Below are 21,507 nucleotides of genomic sequence, written 5' to 3' on the forward strand. Positions count from 1 at the left end.
CTTGAAGGAGGCAGATACCCATGGGAACCGAAGCGATGCTGGGCCGCACCGGAACGCCGCACGACTACGTGCAGGCAATTCCGGGCTACACCGAAGCGGATTCTGCGCGGTGGGTGGAAGAGCCGCGAAAAACCAACTACCGCTCCGACTTTGAACGCGACAGGGCACGGGTCCTGCATTCCTCGGCCCTGCGGCGGCTCGGCGCGAAAACGCAGGTTGTTGCTCCGGACACGGACGATTTCGTTCGCACCAGGCTGACGCACAGCCTGGAGGTTGCCCAGGTAGGCCGCGAACTTGGCCGTTCACTGGGCTGCGACCCGGACGTTGTGGATACCGCATGCCTGAGCCATGACCTTGGCCATCCACCCTTCGGCCACAATGGTGAGTCAGCACTCAACGAAGTAGCACATACTATTGGCGGCTTCGAAGGCAACGCGCAGACGCTGAGGTTGTTGACGCGCCTGGAACCGAAAGTCCTTGCCGAGGACGGCAGGCCCGCCGGGCTCAACCTGACCCGCGCCAGCCTGGATGCTGCGTCCAAGTACCCGTGGTCCGCCGTCGACGCCCCCGTCATCCATGGCCACCGCACCAGCAAGTTTGGCGCGTATGAGGACGATCTTCCCGTGTTCGAATGGCTGCGTGAGGGCGCTCCGGGTAACCGCTCCTGCATTGAGGCCCAGGTGATGGACCTCGCGGACGATATTTCCTACTCGGTCCACGACGTCGAGGACGCAATCGTCGCAGGCCACTTCCAACTGAAGTGGATGGAGAATCCGGACCACCGTGCCCGCGTTGTGGGCTACACCAAGCAGTGGTACCTCCCACACAACGATCCTGCTGACATCGATGCTGCCCTTGCCCGGCTGGAAGCCACCAAAGTGTGGGTCCGCGAGGCTGACGGGAGCCGGAAATCCATGGCCGCGCTGAAAGACATGACCAGCCAGCTCATCGGCCGGTTCTGCCAAAGCGCCATGGAAACCACCAGGGACCATTTCGGCCCTGCCAACCTGACCCGCTATGGCGCCGAGCTGATGGTCCCGGAGGACACCGTGACCGAAATCGCGGTCCTGAAGGGCCTGGCTACTACATTCGTCATTTCCACGGACCACCGCCAGCCCGTCTACGAACGCCAGCGTGAAGTCCTGCACGCGCTCGTGGGCGTGCTGAATGCCACGGGCGACCGCCACCTCGAGCCGATGTTCGCTGCTGACTGGCGTGACGCTGCCGATGACGGCGCCCGGCTGCGGGTAGTGATTGACCAGGTGGCGTCTTTGACGGATGGTTCCGCGCTGGCCATGTACGAGCGCCTGGTGGGGAGCCTGCCGTCGCTCTGGTAGCACTATCAGCCTGTTGCTCCGCCAGCCTTCAGCCAGGGCCGTCAAGGCGGAGCGGCTAGGATGGTCACGTGGCTGGCTTGATCAAACGTGAAGATATCGACGAAGTACGCCAGCGCACGGATATCAAGGAAGTCGTTGACGGTTACGTCACCCTGAAGAGTGCTGGCTTGGGCAGTTTCAAGGGCCTGTGCCCCTTCCACGATGAACGCTCACCATCCTTCACTGTGCGCCCCCAAGTGGGCAGATATCACTGCTTCGGTTGCGGCGAAGACGGGGATGCCATCTCCTTCGTCCAGAAAATGGACCACAGCTCCTTCCACGAGGCAGTGGAAAAGCTGGCCGCCAGAATTGGCTACGAGCTTCGGTACGAGGACGGTGGCAGTGGTCCGAGCCGCGAAGAAGTGGGCAAGCGCCAGCGTCTCCTGGATGCCCATAAGATCGCCGATGAGTTCTTCCGTGCCCAACTGCTGACCCCCGGAGCGGCCGAGGGCCGCAACTTCCTCGCTGGCAGGGGCTTTGACCGTGCGGCAGCAGAGCACTTCGGCGTGGGCTATGCGCCCCAGGGCTGGGACTCGCTCCTTAAGCACCTGCGTGGCCGCGGGTTTACCGATGCTGAACTCAAACTTACGGGCATGTTTTCTGAAGGAAACCGGGGCATCTATGATCGCTTCCGTGGCAGGCTCATTTGGCCCATCCGGGACATCGCCGGCGACACCATCGGGTTCGGCGCCCGGAAGCTCTACGAGGACGATCAGGGTCCAAAGTACCTGAACACGCCTGAAACCACCCTCTACAAAAAGTCCCAGGTCCTCTACGGGATCGACATCGCCAAACGCAACATCGCCAAGGACCGGCAGCTGGTGGTGGTTGAGGGGTACACCGACGTCATGGCTTGCCACCTTGCAGGAGTCACGACGGCGGTCGCCACCTGCGGCACGGCGTTCGGCACCGAACACATCAAGATCGCGCGGCGCCTGCTTTCGGACGACGGCACCGGGGGAGAGGTGGTCTTCACCTTCGACGGAGACGCCGCCGGCCAGAAGGCGGCCCTCCGCGCCTTCGAGGAAGACCAACGGTTCGTCGCGCAAACGTACGTCGCGGTGGAACCCACTGGCGCTGATCCGTGTGATCTTCGTCAACTCAAGGGCGACGCCGCGGTACGTGAACTCATCGATAGCAGGAAGCCGCTCTTCGAGTTCGCGATCCGTGCCTCGCTCCGCAGGCACAACCTGGACACGGTGGAAGGCCGGGTCGCAGCGCTGCGGGAAGCGGCGCCCGTTGTGGCACAAATCCGCGACTCCGGCATCCGCCCCGCCTACATACGCGAACTCGCTGGCTGGTTGGGGATGCCGATTGAGGAAGTCAGCCGCTACGTTGGGGCGGCAGCCAAGCGCGCGGCATCCGGTGCGAGTCCGTCCGGTGCTGCGGAACAAACCACGACGACGGCAGCATCGTCGAACGGTCAGGCGTCGAGCGGTCAGGTCTTCAATCGTCCCGATCCGCGGGACCCCGTGGCAGGGATGGAGCGCCAAGCGCTGGAAGTCGTCCTCCAAGAGCCCTCAGTCCTGGGCGACGGGGCATGGGAGCGCTTTGAGGCGTCCCATTTTGCTACTCCTGCATACGCGGCGGTGCATGCAGCTGTGCGTGCCACAGGACTGGCCCACGCGGCTGATCCGGTGGCATGGGTGGAGCACATCCGGCAGGAAGTCCCGGAGCCTCTTCGGCCCTTGGTTTCGGAGTTGGCTGTAACTCCTTTGCCGGCCAGTACCCCGGAGGCCATGCAACGTTATTGCCGGGACATTTTGGCGAGGCTTTTCGAACTGCAGATCACCCGCATTAAAGCGGACAAGATGGGCCAGCTGCAGCGCCTTGACGCAGCTGCATTTCCCGAGGAATTCCAGCGGCTGAACCGCGAACTGATGGTGTTGGAAATGCAGCGTCGAGCCCTGCGTTCAGACTCCTGAGGGTCCCTGCCGAGGGCCGTCGGAAGCGGCCTGGAGGCTCGATTTCGTTTTCCGGCGGGGCCCTGTTAAGCTAGTAACCGCTTCATTCCTCCGTAGCTCAATTGGCAGAGCATTCGACTGTTAATCGAAGGGTTACTGGTTCAAGTCCAGTCGGAGGAGCGCACAATACCCCCGTTCCGGAGTCTCGGAACGGGGGTATTTTTTATACCCCCAGGGGGTATCTCCGTCCGATTCGCATTCGCCTAAAACCTTTGCTAAAGTCATAACCGCTTCATTCCTCCGTAGCTCAATTGGCAGAGCATTCGACTGTTAATCGAAGGGTTACTGGTTCAAGTCCAGTCGGAGGAGCGCAAGGACCCCGCACCGGTTTCGTACTGGTGCGGGGTCCACTTTTTTACACGAAATCCATCTCCACCTGGAGGAACCGTGCGGCTTCGGCCACGGCTGCCAGGAAGGCTTCCTGTTCGGTCGGGGGTGTCCGCGGTTCGCGCGGATGCCACTCGTGGGGAGCGGAGTACACGCGGGTGAACCCACCACCCGGCGGTGCATAGAAGATTCCAAAGCGCTGGACCGGCCACTCAGGTGAGGTCTCGGGGGCAACCAGCAACGCGGCGTCGGCTTCGGGGTTGTACCACTGGGCGATGGGCCGGCGCCGGTCATCCGTGAAAAGGCCTGCCGCATAGAGGGCAGCGGACTGGGGACTGGTCACGGAGCACAGCCGGTCCCACCACAGCGGCAGGATGCGTTCATCCCGACGCTGCCAAGGTGCCGGAAGCGGCTGCAGCTCTTGCCAATGTGGCACATCTCAACTTTATCGCCGGGGACGGGCCGGCAACAGGGCTGCCTAGGGGGACAAGCCGAGTCTCGGATACAGCACCTCAAAGCCCTTTGTCAGGCCGGCGTTCAATGCGATGCCTACATGCCCGCCGTTTGGCACCTCGTAATAGGTCACCGTCATTCCGGAAGCTTTTGCAGCTGCCGAGACAGCCTTCGCAGCTGCAACATAGGTCACATCATCCGAGCCGACGGTGAAAACGGCAGTGGTGTCTGGAAATTGCTTGCCCTTCATGATGTTGATGGGCTTCTGGGCGTCATAGGCTGCCTGGTTGCCGCCAAAGATCTCTGCAAGGTTGCCTGCAGGGTCCTCCGCCCCGGGAAACTCCTCGCCGGAGATATCCACCACATTGCCCCACATCTTCGGGTATTTGAGCGCAAAGGAGATGGCGCACTGCCCGCCGTTGGAGTATCCGGCGATGGTCCAATGATCGCGGTCCGGGAGGATGTTCAGGTTCGCCTTGGCCCAGTTCACCACGTCAACGTTGATGTACTTCTCCACGTTTCCGTACTTGGCCGTATCCAGGCATAGAGTGTCGTCCTGATCCGGTCCGATCTGGTCGGCCACGATCGCGATGGGCGCCAAGCCATTGTTCTTCGCAGCAAATTCGTCCAACGCGGCCGAAACGTACTGGGGGTCAGGCAGGCCCGGCTGGCCCATCATGAGGACAAACAAGGGCAAACGGGGTGGGTTCTCCGTCAGGGCAGCAGGCGGCAGGTAGATCCCGGCAGGGCGGGCATTGAAACCCGAGGCGGTGGGTGGAATGACCTGCGTTCCCACTTCGCCTTTTGCTGGCATGTTGGTTGGCGGTTTCCAGTTCTGCCAGAGGGGCCCGGAAGGGACAGGAGCATCCGGGTCCGGCTTGCTCAGTTGGATGGCTTCCTCGGTGGAAATCCCCAGCGCTGACCCCAGGGTCCTGTTGAGCCCGAACTCCATGTTGACGCCCAGCGCAGTGACCAGGAGGAACACGGGAATCGATATCGCCGCCACGGCCTTCCGCCACCGGGGACTGTGGCGAAAACTAGCCGCGGCCAGGCCAAGTGCAGCGAAGCCTGTGATGACCCAGAACCACACCCGGGGTGTAAGGCCCACGTGGAAGACGTCCAGGACATCCTCCACGATCCAGACCGTCAACCAACCCAGCGCTGCTGTCACCACAATGCCAACGACCGCTGTGATGACCCAGCGCGAAGACGGCCTGAGGAACAGCAACAGGAAAAGCCCGACGCCGATAATCACCGCTATCGTCATGACCACAGGGCCGCTGATCTCGATTTCCAGGAGGCCCTTCATGACTGCCGCGTCCGTCCGGCGGCAGTCATGCGGCGGGTTCCCGGGCAACTATTTGGCGTAGCAAACCGGCGCTCTGTGCGGGGGACAACCCCGGCAAATACGCCGACCCAACGGCAAGGCCTATGGACGGCAGGGCCAACGGATCCCGGTAATACATGTACAGAGTGCGGTGCTCGGGCTGGAACCGCGATTTGAAAGCTGCCAGGGACTTGAAGCCGTACATGGGCTCCAGTGCATTGCCCAGCATTGCCAGGACCCGGTCCAAGGCACTGTGGTCACCATCGTCCGTCGCTGCCCCCGTGTTGGCCAGCGGGGAGCCTGACAGCGAGATGCGCGGAACGTCGTCCTTGAAGTGCGTAACAGCGGAGGCGATCAGGAATTCCATGACCCCTTTGAAACCAGTGGTTCGGCGGCGCATGAAGTCCAAGGTCCAACCCGACACCACGCCGTCGGTAAAGACCGGCAGCCAGCTTGTGACCCCATGGACCAGGCCGTCGTCGTCCACCGCGACGCAACACATGACTTCGGGATCCTTCAGTTCATCGAGTCCGCCCAACGTGAACCCCATCTCGGGGAGGGCCTTGTCCGCTACCCACTCTTCCGAGATTTCGGCAAGTTGTGCCCGGATCCCCGGAGGCATCTCCGCGTAGTGGTACCAGTGGTCCTTGATGGACAGCTTCTCCGCCCTGTTCAGCGCGGTCCGGACGTTCTGCCATTCCTTGCCTTTGAACGTCATGGCCTGGACGTTCAGCAGGGTTTCTTCCGCCACCTCCAGTTTGCGGAAGCCGCGGGGGAGGAGAGCTTCGTCAAGCTCCGCCGTGGCCGAGTAGAAGCACGGTGTGAGGCCCAGTGCTGCGCAATGTGCCAGAAAGCCTGTGGCAGCCTCGGTGTGGTGTTGGCGGGCTCCGAACGGACCCGCCACCGTCAGTGCCACCCCGTTGTGCACCTGGTAGGCGAGGCCAGCCCTCCTGTCCGGCGTGAACCAGTACTGGTTGTTGTCCCACAGGGCCATCCAGGACAAGGTACCCCCGCCGTCATGAAGCAGTTCACGGGTGTGTCCCAGATCCGCAGCAGGGTCTTTCGCCAGCGCCCGGAACCGCTGGAAATTGTTCAGGACCATCAAAAGGATGCACAGCCAGATGGCGTCCCCGCCCAGTCCGTAAAGAACTGTGCTCAGCAGTCCCTGGGGCAGTTCAACGACGAACGGAACGGGGAAGGGGACCAGGATATGGGTCAATTGGCCTGCGAGGTCCCACAGGGATGAGCGGCTCGGGTTGCCCTCCAGGAACCAGAAGACCACGTAGAGGGCCGCCGCCACTGCAGCCATGATGAGGGTTGTCCTGCCCAGGACGCGATATCCGGCGTCGCTGGATTCCACCCGGAATTTGTGGCGGTTGACCACCAGCAGGACCGCGACGATCAGCGGCGCCAGGATAGCGGGCACGGCGTAGAGCAGGAGGTAGCCGATGTCGTCATTGCCGAGTGTCACTTCCGGATCCGTCACGTACTGCAGGATTGCCACGCTCGTCACGAACGCCAGGTAGAGCTGGATGACCAGGGTCAGCCTAAACGCAAGGCGGCGACCACGGCGCAGCCCCTCAGCACAGACAAGTAGCAACAGCACCGGGATCAGTGTGAGGATGGTGGCACCGAAACTCTGCACGCCCACAACACTTTGCAGCGTGACGCAGCTCTTGTCGTTGTCGCATGCTTCGTTGACTTCGTCCACGCTGGGGCTTGCCTGCAGCATCACCTCGGAAACCACAGAAAGCGGCCCGACCTCCAACGTGCCCGTTAGCTGCGTCAGCAAGGGACCCAGGGCGAACACACCCACCACGGTGCCCACAAGGAACCGGGTCTCACGAAGGCTAGAAGAATGAAGGGAGCCCGCACGCCGCCGCAGCACGAGGGCCTGGACGGCCCAACCGGCCAGAATGCCGATGACAGCGCCGGCAAGGGCCTGGAGTGTTTGTGCGACGCCTACAAACAACGCGAACATGAGCGTGGCGGCCAGCAACCATGTCCGGAGGCGACGACGCCACAGCGCCTCCAGTGCCGCCGTCGAACATCCCAACGCAGCGGCGGCACCACCGTAAGCGCCCACAACGTACTCGCCACCGAGGAAACTCAGCCATTGGTCGCTGTTGTCTGTTCCAAAAGCAACCAGCCCCATCAGCACCAGGGCGCTCAGAGCGGAACCAAAGATGAATGCTGCCAGCGCCGGCCATGGCCCAATGGTGCGCTCGGCGATACCCACGCCCACCAGGATCAGAACGGTGCATGCCAGATAGTCCAGCAAGGATGAGGCAAAGAAAGATGATGTGAAGATGGACCAACCCGGTCCCGGATCCAGCGCCAAACCCAGCCCGACTTGTTCCAGGAGTGACTCGTTGGGACCGGCGACAAGGCTGCCCGTAACTGCGCCGACAACCCAAAGGAACAGCACGAGTCCCAGGGTCAGGGGCAGCCGCCGTATGGCCGCCAGGCCGTAAACAGTGCCCCTGTATCCATCAGCCGCACTCATGTGATGTCCCCTTCACCGGCGAAGCAGGGGAAACCCCCGGCTGGCCACCATTCTGCCCTGCCAGGCGCCCTAAGGGGAGGGCTTATACGGGCCGATAGACCCGGTTACGGTTAGTCCCTGTTCCAGGGGCCCGGGTTCACCCGGTACAGCAGGGCCGCTCCAATGACGGCACCAAGTATCGCCCCGAACAGTGCACTCCCGGCCAGACGGCCCAACAGCGCCCCGACGACGGCGCCAAGCACGGCCCCGAGGAAAAGGCCCCTACCGTTGCGGTGCGGTTTCTTGGTCATGGTCACTGCCTTTGGTCGGGTCAAGGTGAAATGCCGAATTAGTGGATTGAGGGGACCTAATGAATTGACGGGACCGTCCGCGGCCGGACCACCAGCCACAGTGCGGCAATGGCTCCGGTGATGCAAACAGCCTGGACCGCGCCCATGGGTACCGCTGAATCGACACCGAGCCAGCCGACAACGGGGGGAACGATGCCCGCCATCATGAATTGCGCTGCCCCCAGGAGCGACGCCGCCGTCCCCGCCTGGGCTCCATGGTTCGCCAGGGACAGGACCTGGACGCAGGGGAACAGGAAGCCTGTGGCGCAAATGTAGAACCACAGCGGAATCAGGATGCCCCACAGACCCACGTGGAGGAGATCGAGCACGATAATCAGGGCCGCCATAAGCAGCATGAATACCGTGGCTCCGGCCACGATCCACTGTGGAGCGACGCGTCGGATCAACCTCGAACTGATCTGTACGCCCGCCACGATGCCCAGCGAATTGACCCCGAAGAGGAGGCCGTATTCCTGGGGAGAGAATTCATAGACGTTCTGGAACAGGAAGGTGGAGGCGGAGAGGTAAGCAAACAAACCACCGAAGTTCAGGCTGCCAACCATCAACATGCCCACGAATATCCGGTCCGTCAGCACCGTTTTGTACCGCTGCCGCACCGTGACTGTGGATTTCCCGCGCCTTTCCGCCGGGAGGGTTTCGCGAATAAAGAAGATCGCGGCCACTATCACCAACGTGCCATAGCAGGCCAGGAAGTAGAAGATGCCGGGCCACGGGAACACCAGCAGCAATTGGGAACCGATGATGGGGGCCAGGATCGGAGCCAGCCCGTTGACCAAAGACATCCGGGAGAACATGCGGACCATCGAATAGCCATGGAACAGGTCCCGGACCATGGCCATGGCGACAACGCCGCCGCCCGCGGCACCGATACCCATGAGCACACGGAAAAGGGACAGGAACCCGATGTCCGTAGCCAAGGCAGCGCCCAATGACGATCCAATATGCAGGGCAGTGGCGAGGATCAAGGGCAGGCGACGGCCAAACTTGTCGCTGAAGGGACCAACCACCAACTGTCCAAGGCCAAACCCAACCGTGGTGCCGGTCAGCGTCAGTTGGATCGCCGTGGCTGATACGCCAAAACTCTCCTCCAGCGCAGGGAACGCAGGAAGGTAGAGATCCACTGTGAAGGGCCCCAGAGCGGTCAGGGCACCGAGAAGGACAATGTAGACAAGCTTTTCGCGTCGGCTCAGGGAATCGCCCGGAGCATTTGGATTGGTCACGATCATCTATCCTATGGCCGTCACATCATATTTATGCAGCTGCGTCAGGCGCGCCGCGGTGTCATCGGCGAAAGTTGAGCCGGAACCTGAATGATAGTTTTGAGGACAGGTGCCCGCGGCGATCTTTTTCCGGCCGCGTTCGCCCGACACGATGCCCAGAGGAAGCAGTTAGGCGGAACCCAATGAGTGGACGTCACACCGGCCGGACCAGCACGAGACCAGCCATCCGTACTTTGCCGAAGACCCTCAAGCTCGTTGCCCGTTTGGCTCCCAGGCAACTCAACGATGAGATCGCCCTTGCCAAGGTCGAACTCAAGCGAAAGGCCACCCAGGTTGGGGTGGCCGGCGCGTTCTTTGGGGTAGCCCTTGTCTTCATGTCGCTCCTGGTGATCGCCTTGGTGGTGGCCGCGATTCTCGGTTTGGCTACCATCATGCCGGGCTGGCTTGCGGCGTTGATCGTTGCAGCGGTCTTTCTCGTGATCGTCGCGCTCGGAGCGTTGATCGGTGTCTCCAAGTTCAAGAAGGCCATGCCTCTGATCCCTGAAGACACCATCCGTGGACTCAAGCACGATCTTGGAATTGCGAAGGAGGGCTCGGCCTTCGACGAATCGATCCTCGATCCCAATTCGCCCGCTGCCAAGGCGGAGAAGGCTGCCAAGGAAGCTGCCGCCGAAAAGGCGAAGGCAGAAAAGGCTGCAAAGGAAGCTGCCAAGGAAGCGGACGCAGCCAAGGCGCCCACGGAGGCAGAACTCCGCCTGCGCCTGAACAAACGGCGCGAACACCTTACCGGCGTGCGCGATGAGCTTGGCGAGCAGTTGGACGTCAAGAAGCAGAGCCAGGCTTTGCTTGGGGCAGCCACCGTGAAACTCCAGGAGGGAAAGGACTTTGCTTCGGCCAAGTTCGCTGACCTTGGGGAGGCCGTCCCCGAGGACCTCGCCGGGCGCCTTGCGTCCCGGTGGAAGGACCTCGTGGCTTTCGCCGCCGCGGCTGCAGTCTTCGTGGTTGCCCTGCGGAAGCTGCTGAAGAAGTAGCAGCCTGACGCGGTACCGCACACACTGGAGGAGAGGAAAGGGGGACACCATGAGGTTCATCGGTGCTGGTTCGCATCCGGACCGTCCCCAGGTGGACCACGACCTCGTCTTTACCGTTCCCAATGTGCTCACCGTACTGCGCTTCATGGGCGTCCCGCTCTTTGTGTGGTTGGTCCTGTGGCAGAAGGAATATGGCTTCGCTGTGCTCGTGCTGGTCATCATGGGCAGCACGGACTGGGTGGATGGCTATATCGCCCGCCGCTATGACCAAACCTCCAAGTTGGGCAGGATCCTGGACCCCTTGGCGGACCGGGCCGCGCTCATAGCCGTTGCCGTCACTTTGGCGATCGCCGGCGTCGTGCAGTGGTGGTATCTGGCCGCGCTGGTGGTGCCTGACGCCATTCTGGCCATTGCCTCGCTGATTTACTTCCGCAGCCATCCAGACCTTCCCGTCAGCATCATCGGCAAGATCCGCACCGGGCTGCTGCTGGTGGGCACGCCGTTGCTGGTCCTTTCCAAATTGCCGATTCCCTACACCGACGCCTACTTCGCGGCCGCTTGGGTCTTCCTTGGCCTCGGCCTGCTGGGCCACTGGATTGCGGCCTACAACTACTACTGGGCCATCCTGCGCAAAGGCAAAGAACTGCGGGCCAACGACGGCGGACACGGCTGATGGTGTGGCTGGCGGTTTTCCTTGCCGTACTTGGCGCCTTTTTCCTTGCCATCGGTGCACAACGCCAGGGAAGCGCAGTAAAAGCCGATACCGGCGGGCTTGCACTGAGTTCCAACGGGTTCCTGCGGCTTCTGCGCAACCCACGATGGATGCTTGGGCTCTTGCTGTTGTGCCTTGGCATGGTGATGAATGCGATCGCCCTTGTATCGGCACCCCTGACGGTGGTGCAGCCCATTGGCGCGATCGCACTGGTCATTACCACCGTGGTCAATGCCAAGGACCAGGGCCTGAGTATCAACCGCGCCACCGTGGTTGCCATTACCGCCTGCGTCACCGGATCGGCATTGTTCGTACTCCTGGCAGTTAACGTCACGCAGGAAAACCACCATGTTAACGCTGAAGACGAACTGACAATCGTGCTGCTCCTGGCCCTGGCCGTGGGCCTTTTCGGCACTCTTGCAGTGCTGTTCAAACACCGCATGAGCGCCTTCATATACATCCTGGGAGCGGGTGTACTGTTTGGCTTCGTGGCCGTCCTGACCCGGATCATCGGCAAGCACCTCCTGGACCCCAATGGCCTGTTCCTGCTCAATGTGCAGTGGTACACCCTCATTGCCATCGCCGCCGCCGGCGGCCTTGGTTCCTGGTTCGTCCAGAGCGCGTATTCAGGTGGCCCTCCGGATCTGGTTATTGCCGGACTGACCGTGGTGGACCCCATGGTGGGCATCGCCATCGGCATCGTTATCCTTGGTGAGCTTCGTCCCGATGTCCATGCCGTGATGGCAATCAGCATGGCCGCCGCAGCTTCCCTTGCTATCGTGGGGGTTATTGCCTTGAGCCGGCACCATCCGGAAGTCACCAAGCGTAAGAAGGACGCGAAGGCGGCTGCAAGCCGGAAGGCCTAGGCAAAGTTTGATCCTTGCGCCACCGCTTCCCAGCGGTCCGGCAACCCGGCGACACCGCAGCATTGACCCGTTCAAGGCTGTTCCGCACCGTGACCATCAGGAGTTCTCCACGTGACCATTCCCGACACCAACAAACCCCTTACCATCCTGATCGCGGCGGACACCTACCCGCCGCACGTAAACGGTGCTGCGCAGTTCGGCTACCGCCTGGCCAAGGGAATGACGGCGCGCGGACACAACGTGCACGTGTTGGCTTGCCGTCCGGACACGGGCAAGAGCTACACCGAGTTCCGTGACGAGGCAACCGTCCACCGCCTCCGCTCCCATGGGGTGTTCACCCACGAATACTTCCGCATCTGCTTCCCTTGGGAAATCAAGAAGGAAATCAGTCTCCTGTTCGACAAAGTCCAACCGGACGTGGTGCACATCCAAAGCCACTACATGATTGGCGAACACGTACTCTACGAGGCCGTGAAGCGTGGCATCAGGATTATTGCCACCAACCACTTCATGCCTGAAAACCTGAACCCATTCCTTCCGTTCCCGCAGTGGTTCAAGGACATCGTGGGGCGCATCTCCTGGAAGGACATGGGCAAGGTGATGGGCCAGGCGGACGTCGTCACGACACCCACACCCCTTGCCGCCAAGGCCATGCACCAGCACGCGTTCCTCCGTAAAGTCCTGCCCCTGTCCAACGGCATTGATTCCGCAGCGTACGAGCTTCAGCCTGGCGAGACGATCGAGCCCCATGCCAACCCCACTGTCCTTTTCGCCGGACGGCTTGCGGAAGAGAAGCACGTCAATGTGCTGATCGACGCCATTGCCAAGACCCCGCGCGAACTCAACGTCCACCTGGAGGTCGTGGGTGGCGGCGAAGTCCGCCCGGCCTTGGAGGCACAGGTGGCCAGGCTTGGATTGGGGGATCGAGTGAAGTTCCTGGGGCTGGCAAGCGATGAAGAGCTGCGCGAGGCCTACATCAAGGCCGATATTTTCTGCATGCCCGGCACTGCGGAACTTCAGTCGTTGGTGACGCTGGAAGCCATGTCCGCCTCCACGCCCGTGCTGTTGGCAAATGCCATGGCACTGCCGCACCTGGTCCGCGACGGCGAAAACGGGTACTTGTTCACACCCAACGACAGCACGGAACTCGCAGCGAAGATCACCAAGCTGGTGGAGCTTCCTGAAGACCAACTTAAAGCCATGGGCAAGGTCAGCCGCGAGATGGTGGAGCCGCACAGCATCAACGGCACCCTTCAGACATTCGAGGACCTCTACCGCGGTGCTTCCTACGAGGACATGGTGGTGTGACAAAAGCACTCTTAAGTAGCTATTAGTATTGCTAGAGTGCATTTGCCCCAACTGTTGCTTTCTAGCGGCCTGGGGCGTCACGGGGCTATAGCTCAGCTGGTTAGAGCGCGGGACTCATAATCCTAAGGTCCTCGGTTCAAGTCCGAGTAGCCCTACCTTTGCACGGGAGCCGTGGCTGGCGTTTCATACGTCAGCCACGGCTCTCTTGCGCTTCGGCTGTTCAACCCACTGCCGCTGACAATTCCGAGCGAATGCGGGCTTCCTCCCCGCTTCCCGTCGTAGGCAAACGCAGGAGACGAATCCCATGCGCATGGCAGATGGCATCTTTGAGTTCATCCCGGACGTGTTGAGCGGAATTGTCTTCGTGGAATGCGAAACCGTCAACTTCAATGGCCAGGACCGGCAGGTTGGTGATGCGGTTATAGACCACGAAGTCCAGGCTCGCCCGGTTCTGGACAAAAGATGCCTGTTGGGATGTGAGCATCGCAGGATCGCGAAGCAAATTCTTCAGCAAGACCTGTGGGGCCACAGCCAAGTCGGAGAAGTCCTCTTCCTCGAGGACCTCCGACAAGAGAGTCCAGATAATGTTCTCCGAAGCGAATGTGGAGCCGTTTCGGAGTCGGCCGGCCAAGGGTCGTAGCAACGCTGAATACTCTCGGTACAGGAGGTCGAAGACGGACAGGACGCTGCTGTCGAAAACACCATCCTCCGGATTTCGGTAGCGAATAAACTGCACGAGGTCTCGAAGGTGCCGGCTTTTTGGCAGCATCTCATTGTTCGTTACAAGTACGAACCGCTTCACTGCCCGGGAGACGGCGACATTGACGAGGTGCGGGTCATCGACGAAGCTGACGCCTTGGTGTCCGCTGCTTGTCTCGTCCAGGACTGTGCTCATGATGATCACGTCCTTCTGCCGCCCTTGGAACTTGTGGACTGTGTCGGCGTGGATGCTACTGAGCAGGGCTTTAGCTACTTTGTCCACTTGCCGTCGATACGGGGTCACCACGCCAATCTGGTCATTGCTGATACCTGAGCAGTATCGCCCGAGGACCTCCTTGGCAATGACGTCCGCCTCACGCTGGTTGGTCCGACCCCCGCTGCTGTGCTGGCGCATGTGGTTACCCTCCACCGTCCGGACTACCACCAACGGCTGACCGCCCGGCCCGCTGGAGGTGTAGGGGACCAGCCTCCCGCCGTAGAACTTCCTGTTGCAAAAGTCGATGATCGCCGGATCGCAGCGGTAATGCTCCCGAAGCATAGTGCGGGGAAGGTCATCGCCGAACTGCTCGATGATTGAGGACAGAATGTTGTGCTTCCTGTAGTCCACGCTGGTGGACGGGGCTCGCGTGGAGTTCCTTGAAGCCTTCTCATCGGCGATGTGCTGAAGTTGCTGAAGGTCCCCGACCACGATGACGTTCCGGGCGCGGGAGAGTGCCAGTCCAGCGGCGAGTAGATCGACCTGGGAGGCCTCGTCAATGATCAGATAATCGAGGAGCTGGCCGGTGGGAACATTTCGTCGCAGGGAGTGGCACGTGCTCAGAATTACCGGATAGTCAGCGGTGAAGCCTGCAAAGTTTGACTTGTAGGTGGCCTCTGAATGGATCCGCCTGCGGGTTCGGCTGTAGCGGCGGTGGAGAGATGCTTCCAGGGTCTGTCTGGAAGCCCGCCGGTGGTCTTCCTCAAGACGCCCGTAGTCCTTGTTTGCCAGCAGCCGCTCCGCTTGATCGATACGCTGTTCAAGCTCCCGTATCTTGCTGTCGTAATAGGCTCGCTGAAGCCGCACCACGACATCGGTGTCGTGGGGATCGATTCGTCCGAGTGGTCCATATCGGAGGCGAAGTCCAAGACGCTGGAAAAGTTTACGGAGTGGCCCAGATCCGACGGGCGTGATTGCGGTCTCGGCCAGGAATTCCAGGATCCGACCGGATGGGCCACGCAGTAGCGGGACGCCTTCCAGGGCGGGCACCTCACGGGGGTCTGCCTGCAGCAGGAAATGACGCCTCTCGAGTTGGTACGCGTCCAGCTCCTGCTTCAATATGGCCAGCTGTCTTGCGGTCCCTTGCAGGGTCTGCAATTGACTGTCGAGTTCGGCCACATACTCTGACGGCGGCGCCTCGCCGCATGGCCTGCCGACCAATTGATCGACCCTGGCGTTCCTGGATTCCTGCTTGGCGAAGAATTCGGTAATTTTCTCGTTCCGGCCGAGGTCCGCCACGAGGTATCCGTAGCCTTCCTCGGCGAGTTTGTCCCGGACATTTTCCACGGCGGCGTTGTTGAAGGAGACGATTCCAACCGTCTGCCCCGGAACTGTCACGATGTTGGCCACAAGGTTCAGTATCGTTTGGGTCTTTCCCGTACCGGGTGGGCCGTCGATCACCGATATTCGATGGCCGAGTCCTCTCAGGAGAGCCTCTCGTTGGCTGATGTTTGACGAGAAAGGCAGTATCGGGTGCTGTTGAACCAATTCCGGGGAAACCAGGGGCTGGCGCTGGAGCAGCACATCCAGCGCGCTTCCTTTGGGGACGCTCCTGAAGTTCTCGTACTGCCCGCGCAGCGGATCGTCTGCGCTCAGCTTCGATGCAACATCCCGCCAATAATCAAGCACGACCTGGGCTTGTATTTCTTCCTCGGATGGCCGGGAGATTGCTATCTCACTGTCACCACAAGCTTGAAAGCAGGGCCCTGGGCCGTCCATATGAAAAACGCGCCACCATGGCCCCTGAGGGGAATCGAAACGGAGGACCTCTGTGACGGCTTTGAGAACCTTGCCACGCACGATGACGGTGTCGTGGGGGCTGAGGAATATGGGTGTGGGATTTCGAAGAATAATGACGTTGTCCGCCGAGTATCTGTATGTCTTCCCGGAACTGAAGGTTACATACGTGAACGCGCCCGCGGCGCGGTACTCCACCAGTTCCGCGGTCTTGTCATCAAAGCCGTTCCGGCTACGATTGCGGACCAAAATGGCTTCGCTCCGTGGATTGATCATCTGCACTTCCCCCAAACTCGTGTGCGGCGTTGCACTAGCGACGTTACAGAAGTGTCCCGTGCGATCAGATGATTTGGAATCGGGTGAGGTGACTCCAGCGTTGCGGTAAACCGTGGAGCTGCGGTATGTTACTCATCAGTAACTTACTACTCGCCGGTAACTTCCGGGGCCGTGACGTGGTGGCAGGTGACCACCACCCTTGAAGGAGCGCACATGTCCAACGCTGCATTTGATGCCAACAACCTCCCCTATGCTGATGGTGACTTTTACGCCTTTGAGCAATTGCTGACGGGCAAGGAGCAGGATCGTCTGGCCGAGGTCCGCCAGTTCCTGGCCCGCGAGGTCAAGCCCATCGCCGTGGACTGCTGGAACCGCGCCGAATTCCCCATGGACCTCATTCCCAAGCTCGCCGAACTCGATCTGGTCAGCCCGGTGCGCCGGCAGGGGTACTCCAATCTGTTTGCAGGCATCCTCCACGCCGAAGTGACCCGTGCCGATGCGTCGATCGCGACGTTCATGGGAGTGCATGATGGGCTATTCACGGGCTCTATCGAGGCCCTGGCTTCCCAGGAGCAGAAGGATGCCTGGCTTCCGGACATTTACTCCCTGAAGAAGATCGGCGCTTTCGGCCTGACTGAGCCTCTGGGTGGTTCAGATGTGGCCGGCGGTACCCGGACCACGGCGCGGCGCGAGGGGGACCACTGGATCCTCGACGGGGCCAAGCGATGGATCGGCAACGCCACGTTCTCCGATTGGGTAGTCATCTACGCCAAGGATGTGGAAGACAACCAGGTCAAGGCATTCCTCGTGGACACCTCGCTCCCCGGATACTCGGCACGCAAGATCGAGAACAAGATCTCCCTGCGTACTGTTCAGAACGCGGACATCGTCCTGGACAACGTGGTGGTTCCGGACTTCTTCAAGCTGGCCAACGCCAACAGCTTCCGCGATACCAACAAGGTGCTCAAGGTCACCCGCCTTGCCGTCGCCTGGCAAGCCGTGGGGCTTCAGCTCGCTACCTTCGATGTGGCCCGAGCGTACGCAGTGGAGCGCCAGCAATTTGGCAGGCCCTTGGCGGCCTTCCAGCTGGTGCAGAACCAGTTGGTTCAGATCCTGGGCAACGCGGTGGCGTCAATGGGCATGATGGTGCGTTTGGCCCAGCTTGAGGATGCGGGGGTTGCAAAGGACGAGCAGTCAGCATTGGCGAAGGCGTTCACTACCGCACGCATGCGCGAAAGTGTTGCCCTTGGCCGCGGCATCCTGGGCGGCAACGGCATCGTCACGGATTACGAAATGGCCAAGATATTCTCCGACGCCGAGGCCATCTACTCCTACGAAGGCACCCACGAGATCAACACCCTGGTGACCGGACGCGCCATCACCGGCGTTTCCGCGATCGTCTAGGTGGTCCTTTGGCGGTGAGGACCTAGTTCAAGGGCAGCAGGATGGAAGGCCGCAGGTCTTCCACGAATCCCAAAGGGTTCACGTAGTCCTCGCCGCGGCGGACGCCCCAATGAAGGCAGGGGGTTCCGCTGCAGTGCCCCAGCGCCAGGGAGCCAATGGACTGGCCCTTGCGAACGTGATCTCCAGGCTTCAGGTCACTCGTCATGGGTTCAAAGCTGCTCCGGAGTCCGTCGCCATGATCGATCGTGAGGACCGGACGGTCAACCACGACGCCGGCAAAGGTCACCACGCCGTCGGCAGGCGAGGCGACCAAAGCGCCGTCGAGCGCTGGCCCCAGGTCTACGCCGCGGTGCCCGCTGAGCCACGGCTTCTCTGGCGGATCGAACGACCGAACGACTCCGGGTTTGGGGGAGAGGGGCCAGCTCCACCGCTCGCCTGTGGGTGTGGATGCGCCGGGGCCTCCAACCACAGTCGCGGCGAGGATGAGCAGGGAAATGGAAAGCTTCAAAATGGCCATGTAGCAAGGCTTTCCGGTCGCGCCCTGCCGTGCCATCCCTGGACTGTCCTATGTGGACAATGTCCACGACAACATCCGGGTTCGGGAGGTCAAACGAGTGGTGCCGCTGTAGTACACTTGGTGGAGCAGTTTGCTGTGCCCTCAAGCTAATTCAGGAACATGTCTCATTCAGATATGTGAGGGTCCAGAGCTGACTACGCGTATCCAGCCCTCCACCAGCGAAGCCGCTTGGCTTTAGGCTGCGGAGGATTGTGCCTCTTGCGGTCCGGTTGAGCCTTTGCGGCTCCATTCCGGATGAGAAGCGCAATGGATGCCAGGAGCCGCGCCCGTCCGGGCAAAGGCTAAACAACCGTCAACTATTGGCAGGGTAAGAGCAGCCCCATGGGCTCTCTCATGAATGACCTGCCGGAAGGAGCGTCGGCATGCCCGTCGTAACTATGCGCCAGCTGCTTGACAGCGGCGTCCACTTTGGACACCAGACCCGTCGTTGGAACCCGAAGATGAAGCGCTTCATCTTCACGGAGCGCAACGGCATCTACATCATCGACCTCCAGCAGTCGCTGTCCTACATCGACCGCGCCTACGAGTTCGTCAAGGCTACTGTCGCCCACGGCGGCACCGTCCTGTTCGTCGGCACCAAGAAGCAGGCTCAGGAAGCAATTGCCGAGCAGGCTACCCGCGTTGGCCAGCCGTACGTCAACCAGCGTTGGTTGGGCGGTATGCTCACCAACTTCCAGACCGTCGCCAAGCGTATCCAGCGCATGAAGGAACTCGAAGAGATCAACTTCGAGGACGTCGCCGGCTCCGGTTACACCAAGAAGGAGCTCCTGCTCCTCAAGCGCGAACTCACCAAGCTTGAGTCCAACCTCGGTGGTATCCGCAACCTGACCAAGGCCCCGTCTGTTCTGTGGGTTGTTGACACCAAGAAGGAACACCTTGCTGTCGACGAAGCCAAGAAGCTGAACATCCCGGTTGTTGCCATCCTGGACACCAACTGCGATCCCGACGAAGTTGACTTCCCGATCCCGGGCAACGACGACGCCATCCGCTCCGTCAACCTGCTCACCCGCGTTGTTGCCGACGCCGTTGCTGAGGGCCTCATCGCCCGCAACCAGCGCGCCACCGGCACCACCGAGGCTCCGGAAGAGCCGCTGGCCGAGTGGGAGCGCGAGCTCCTCGAAGGCAGCAAGACTGAAGAAGCTCCGGCCGCCGAGGCTGCCGAGGCTCCTGAAGCTGCAGCCGGCGAAGCCGAAGCAGCCAAGTAAATCTGGACCTTCCCTGAGGCCGGAAACGGCATCGGGGGCATCTGACAGGATGGCGGCCCACATGGTGGGCTGCCGTCCTGTCAGTCCGTAAACACACAACTTTCTAGACAGAGGGGTTCACATGGCGAACTACACTGCTGCTGACATCAAGGCCCTGCGCGAGCGCACCGGCGCCGGCATGATGGACGTCAAGAAGGCTCTTGACGAGGCCAACGGTGACGCCGAGAAGGCCATCGAGATCATCCGCATCAAGGGCCTCAAGGGTGCTACCAAGCGCGAAGGCCGCTCCACCGCAGAGGGCCTGGTTGCTGCCAAGGTTACCGACGGCGTGGGCGTAATGATCGAGGTCAACTGCGAGACCGACTTCGTCGCCAAGGCTGACAAGTTCATCCAGCTGGCTGACAAGGTCCTCAACGTTGCAGTCGAGTCCGGCGCTGCCGACCTCGAAACCCTGCTCGCCACCGAGGTCGACGGCAAGCCGCTGTCCGAGATCGTCATCGAAGAGGGCGCTGTCCTCGGCGAAAAGGTTGTTGTCCGCCGTATTTCCCGCGTTGAGGGCACCACGGTTGACGCTTACCTGCACAAGACCTCCAAGGACCTTCCTGCACAGGTCGGCGTCCTGTTCGCTGTTGACGGCGAAGGCGAAGCCGCTGCCACCGCAGCACACGACATCGCCGTCCACGTGGCAGCCATGGCTCCGAACTACCTGACCCGCGAAGACGTCCCGGCCGAACTGGTCGAGTCCGAGCGCCGCATTGCTGAAGAGACCGCCAAGGCTGAAGGCAAGCCGGAAGCTGCACTCGCCAAGATCGTCGAAGGCCGCGTGACGGGCTTCTACAAGGGTGAGGTCCTGGTTGACCAGGCATTCGCCAAGGATTCCAAGAAGACCGTTGCACAGGTCCTCGAAGAAGCCGGCGTCAAGGCAACCGCAGTATCCCGTTTCCGCGTCGGAAACTAGTAATTCATGAAAAGGGGTGGTCACTTCGGTGGCCGCCCCTTTTTCATGCACCCGTCCGGGTAGTATCTGCGCGGACCCACAGCACGATAATCTAGCCAGAGTCCACCAACGGGAAGGCACCATGGAAACCGTCAATACTGCAATCCAGCCCGAGAAGACCCGCCGCCGTGTACTTCTGAAACTTTCCGGCGAGGTCATCGGCGGAGGCAAGCTCGGCGTCGATCCTGAAACCGTCCGCGCTATTGCCAAGCAGATCGCTGCTGCCGTCGCTGACGTTGAAGTAGCCATTGTGGTTGGCGGTGGAAACTTTTTCCGCGGAGCCGAACTATCCCAGAGCGGCATGGACCGGTCCCGTGCGGACTACATGGGCATGCTTGGCACGGTCATGAACTGCCTCGCGCTGCAGGACTTCCTGGAGCAAGCAGGCGTGGAAACCCGTGTCCAAAGCGCCATCACCATGGGCCAGGTGGCAGAGGCGTACATTCCGCGCAGGGCCATCCGCCACATGGAAAAGGGCCGCGTGGTCATCTTCGGTGCAGGAGCCGGCCTGCCGTACTTCTCCACGGACACGGTAGCTGCCCAGCGCGCCCTCGAAGTCCACGCCGACGTCGTACTGATGGCCAAGAGCGGTGTGGATGGCGTCTACACCGCAGATCCCAAGAAGGATTCATCCGCCGAAAAGCTTGATGTCCTCAGCTATGACGACGCCCTGCGCCGGGACATCCGTGTCATGGACCAGACAGCCATGACCATGTGCAAAGACAACAACCTGTCCATGGTGGTCTTTGGCATGGAGGGCGAGGGCAACGTTACCCGCGCCATCCTGGGTGAAACGCTGGGAACGCTGGTTACTCCCTAGCAGCGGCTAGGATATTTCTAGGACCGTCCGCCCCTCGTGGCGGATCTTTACTGTGCATTCCTGTAACGTGCATTG

General features: G+C 61.2%; 17 protein-coding genes and 3 tRNA genes. 13 read left to right on the top strand and 7 right to left on the bottom strand.

Annotation, left to right across the window (positions count from 1 at the left end; all coding sequences use genetic code 11):
- Positions 1 to 20 precede the first annotated feature (20 nt).
- The 4 genes from AC6I99_RS07670 (at position 21) to AC6I99_RS07685 (ending at position 3,649) form a co-directional block, all read left to right on the top strand.
- The gene (locus AC6I99_RS07670) at positions 21 to 1,337 is read left to right on the top strand and encodes a deoxyguanosinetriphosphate triphosphohydrolase (protein ID WP_224092138.1); all 1,317 of its coding nucleotides are present in this window, start codon (positions 21 to 23) and stop codon (positions 1,335 to 1,337) included.
- A 68-nt stretch (positions 1,338 to 1,405) separates the two neighbouring features.
- Positions 1,406 to 3,301: a DNA primase gene (dnaG, locus tag AC6I99_RS07675; protein WP_497945497.1), complete on the top strand. Its 1,896-nt coding sequence runs from the start codon at positions 1,406 to 1,408 to the stop codon at positions 3,299 to 3,301.
- Between the two features lie 86 nt (positions 3,302 to 3,387).
- Positions 3,388 to 3,460: transfer RNA gene (locus AC6I99_RS07680), tRNA-Asn, on the top strand.
- Positions 3,461 to 3,576: 116 nt separating this feature from the next.
- Positions 3,577 to 3,649, top strand: a tRNA-Asn gene (locus AC6I99_RS07685).
- Positions 3,650 to 3,695: 46 nt separating this feature from the next.
- Here AC6I99_RS07685 and AC6I99_RS07690 read toward each other — a convergent pair.
- The 5 genes from AC6I99_RS07690 to AC6I99_RS07710 all read right to left on the bottom strand — a co-directional run bounded on the left by AC6I99_RS07690 (position 3,696) and on the right by AC6I99_RS07710 (position 9,529).
- Complete coding sequence (locus AC6I99_RS07690) at positions 3,696 to 4,103, bottom strand: hypothetical protein (RefSeq protein WP_224166936.1); 408 nt, start codon at positions 4,101 to 4,103, stop codon at positions 3,696 to 3,698.
- A gap of 42 nt (positions 4,104 to 4,145) precedes the next feature.
- On the bottom strand, positions 4,146 to 5,429 hold the full coding sequence (locus AC6I99_RS07695) for an alpha/beta hydrolase (protein WP_497945496.1): 1,284 nt from the start codon (positions 5,427 to 5,429) through the stop codon (positions 4,146 to 4,148).
- A gap of 25 nt (positions 5,430 to 5,454) precedes the next feature.
- On the bottom strand, positions 5,455 to 7,953 hold the full coding sequence (locus AC6I99_RS07700) for a bifunctional lysylphosphatidylglycerol flippase/synthetase MprF (protein ID WP_497945495.1): 2,499 nt from the start codon (positions 7,951 to 7,953) through the stop codon (positions 5,455 to 5,457).
- Positions 7,954 to 8,063: 110 nt separating this feature from the next.
- Positions 8,064 to 8,243 (bottom strand): YMGG-like glycine zipper-containing protein, encoded by a 180-nt coding sequence (locus tag AC6I99_RS07705; RefSeq protein ID WP_216925346.1) that lies wholly within the window; start codon positions 8,241 to 8,243, stop codon positions 8,064 to 8,066.
- A 56-nt stretch (positions 8,244 to 8,299) separates the two neighbouring features.
- On the bottom strand, positions 8,300 to 9,529 hold the full coding sequence (locus AC6I99_RS07710; RefSeq protein ID WP_497945494.1) for a multidrug effflux MFS transporter: 1,230 nt from the start codon (positions 9,527 to 9,529) through the stop codon (positions 8,300 to 8,302).
- Positions 9,530 to 9,705: 176 nt separating this feature from the next.
- Between AC6I99_RS07710 and AC6I99_RS07715 the strand changes: the two genes are divergently transcribed.
- The 5 genes from AC6I99_RS07715 to AC6I99_RS07735 all read left to right on the top strand — a co-directional run bounded on the left by AC6I99_RS07715 (position 9,706) and on the right by AC6I99_RS07735 (position 13,595).
- Complete coding sequence (locus AC6I99_RS07715; protein ID WP_224092165.1) at positions 9,706 to 10,554, top strand: phage holin family protein; 849 nt, start codon at positions 9,706 to 9,708, stop codon at positions 10,552 to 10,554.
- Between the two features lie 49 nt (positions 10,555 to 10,603).
- Positions 10,604 to 11,227 carry a CDP-alcohol phosphatidyltransferase family protein gene (locus AC6I99_RS07720; RefSeq protein WP_224166941.1) on the top strand — a complete coding sequence of 208 codons (624 nt, stop codon included), beginning with the start codon at positions 10,604 to 10,606 and terminating at the stop codon, positions 11,225 to 11,227.
- The gene (locus tag AC6I99_RS07725; RefSeq protein WP_224092167.1) at positions 11,227 to 12,132 is read left to right on the top strand and encodes a DMT family transporter; all 906 of its coding nucleotides are present in this window, start codon (positions 11,227 to 11,229) and stop codon (positions 12,130 to 12,132) included. The genes AC6I99_RS07720 and AC6I99_RS07725 overlap by 1 nt, the downstream gene beginning before the upstream one ends.
- Positions 12,133 to 12,243: 111 nt before the next feature.
- Positions 12,244 to 13,440 carry a glycosyltransferase gene (locus AC6I99_RS07730; RefSeq protein ID WP_224092169.1) on the top strand — a complete coding sequence of 399 codons (1,197 nt, stop codon included), beginning with the start codon at positions 12,244 to 12,246 and terminating at the stop codon, positions 13,438 to 13,440.
- A gap of 81 nt (positions 13,441 to 13,521) precedes the next feature.
- Positions 13,522 to 13,595: transfer RNA gene (locus tag AC6I99_RS07735), tRNA-Ile, on the top strand.
- Between the two features lie 65 nt (positions 13,596 to 13,660).
- Here the strand turns inward: AC6I99_RS07735 and AC6I99_RS07740 are convergent.
- The gene (locus AC6I99_RS07740) at positions 13,661 to 16,429 is read right to left on the bottom strand and encodes an AAA domain-containing protein (protein ID WP_497960711.1); all 2,769 of its coding nucleotides are present in this window, start codon (positions 16,427 to 16,429) and stop codon (positions 13,661 to 13,663) included.
- A gap of 213 nt (positions 16,430 to 16,642) precedes the next feature.
- On the opposite strand from AC6I99_RS07740, the gene AC6I99_RS07745 reads away from it, so the two are divergent.
- Entirely contained in the window at positions 16,643 to 17,833 is a 1,191-nt protein-coding gene (locus AC6I99_RS07745; RefSeq protein WP_497945492.1) for an acyl-CoA dehydrogenase family protein, read from the top strand.
- Between the two features lie 22 nt (positions 17,834 to 17,855).
- Here the strand turns inward: AC6I99_RS07745 and AC6I99_RS07750 are convergent, their stop codons facing one another.
- On the bottom strand, positions 17,856 to 18,350 hold the full coding sequence (locus tag AC6I99_RS07750; protein ID WP_497945491.1) for a M23 family metallopeptidase: 495 nt from the start codon (positions 18,348 to 18,350) through the stop codon (positions 17,856 to 17,858).
- Positions 18,351 to 18,772: 422 nt separating this feature from the next.
- Between AC6I99_RS07750 and rpsB the strand changes: the two genes are divergently transcribed.
- The 3 genes from rpsB to pyrH all read left to right on the top strand — a co-directional run bounded on the left by rpsB (position 18,773) and on the right by pyrH (position 21,432).
- Positions 18,773 to 19,615 carry a 30S ribosomal protein S2 gene (gene rpsB, locus AC6I99_RS07755; RefSeq protein WP_309927806.1) on the top strand — a complete coding sequence of 281 codons (843 nt, stop codon included), beginning with the start codon at positions 18,773 to 18,775 and terminating at the stop codon, positions 19,613 to 19,615.
- Between the two features lie 121 nt (positions 19,616 to 19,736).
- Complete coding sequence (gene tsf, locus AC6I99_RS07760; RefSeq protein ID WP_224092177.1) at positions 19,737 to 20,573, top strand: translation elongation factor Ts; 837 nt, start codon at positions 19,737 to 19,739, stop codon at positions 20,571 to 20,573.
- Between the two features lie 121 nt (positions 20,574 to 20,694).
- Positions 20,695 to 21,432 (top strand): UMP kinase, encoded by a 738-nt coding sequence (pyrH, locus tag AC6I99_RS07765; RefSeq protein ID WP_224092194.1) that lies wholly within the window; start codon positions 20,695 to 20,697, stop codon positions 21,430 to 21,432.
- Positions 21,433 to 21,507 lie beyond the last annotated feature (75 nt).

The organism is Arthrobacter sp. TmtSoilC77, from assembly GCF_059739415.1.

What these genes read in the sequence shown, in the direction of transcription:
- AC6I99_RS07695 (WP_497945496.1), bottom strand. Translation starts at nt 5,429, where the DNA reads ATGAAGGGCCTCCTGGAAATCGAGATCAGCGGCCCTGTGGTCATGACG.
- AC6I99_RS07745 (WP_497945492.1), top strand. Translation starts at nt 16,643, where the DNA reads ATGTCCAACGCTGCATTTGATGCCAACAACCTCCCCTATGCTGATGGT.
- AC6I99_RS07670 (WP_224092138.1), top strand. Translation starts at nt 21, where the DNA reads ATGGGAACCGAAGCGATGCTGGGCCGCACCGGAACGCCGCACGACTAC.
- AC6I99_RS07710 (WP_497945494.1), bottom strand. Translation starts at nt 9,529, where the DNA reads ATGATCGTGACCAATCCAAATGCTCCGGGCGATTCCCTGAGCCGACGC.
- AC6I99_RS07740 (WP_497960711.1), bottom strand. Translation starts at nt 16,429, where the DNA reads ATGATCAATCCACGGAGCGAAGCCATTTTGGTCCGCAATCGTAGCCGG.
- tsf (WP_224092177.1), top strand. Translation starts at nt 19,737, where the DNA reads ATGGCGAACTACACTGCTGCTGACATCAAGGCCCTGCGCGAGCGCACC.
- AC6I99_RS07720 (WP_224166941.1), top strand. Translation starts at nt 10,604, where the DNA reads ATGAGGTTCATCGGTGCTGGTTCGCATCCGGACCGTCCCCAGGTGGAC.
- AC6I99_RS07725 (WP_224092167.1), top strand. Translation starts at nt 11,227, where the DNA reads ATGGTGTGGCTGGCGGTTTTCCTTGCCGTACTTGGCGCCTTTTTCCTT.
- AC6I99_RS07705 (WP_216925346.1), bottom strand. Translation starts at nt 8,243, where the DNA reads ATGACCAAGAAACCGCACCGCAACGGTAGGGGCCTTTTCCTCGGGGCC.
- pyrH (WP_224092194.1), top strand. Translation starts at nt 20,695, where the DNA reads ATGGAAACCGTCAATACTGCAATCCAGCCCGAGAAGACCCGCCGCCGT.
- AC6I99_RS07715 (WP_224092165.1), top strand. Translation starts at nt 9,706, where the DNA reads ATGAGTGGACGTCACACCGGCCGGACCAGCACGAGACCAGCCATCCGT.
- AC6I99_RS07750 (WP_497945491.1), bottom strand. Translation starts at nt 18,350, where the DNA reads ATGGCCATTTTGAAGCTTTCCATTTCCCTGCTCATCCTCGCCGCGACT.
- rpsB (WP_309927806.1), top strand. Translation starts at nt 18,773, where the DNA reads ATGCCCGTCGTAACTATGCGCCAGCTGCTTGACAGCGGCGTCCACTTT.
- AC6I99_RS07700 (WP_497945495.1), bottom strand. Translation starts at nt 7,953, where the DNA reads ATGAGTGCGGCTGATGGATACAGGGGCACTGTTTACGGCCTGGCGGCC.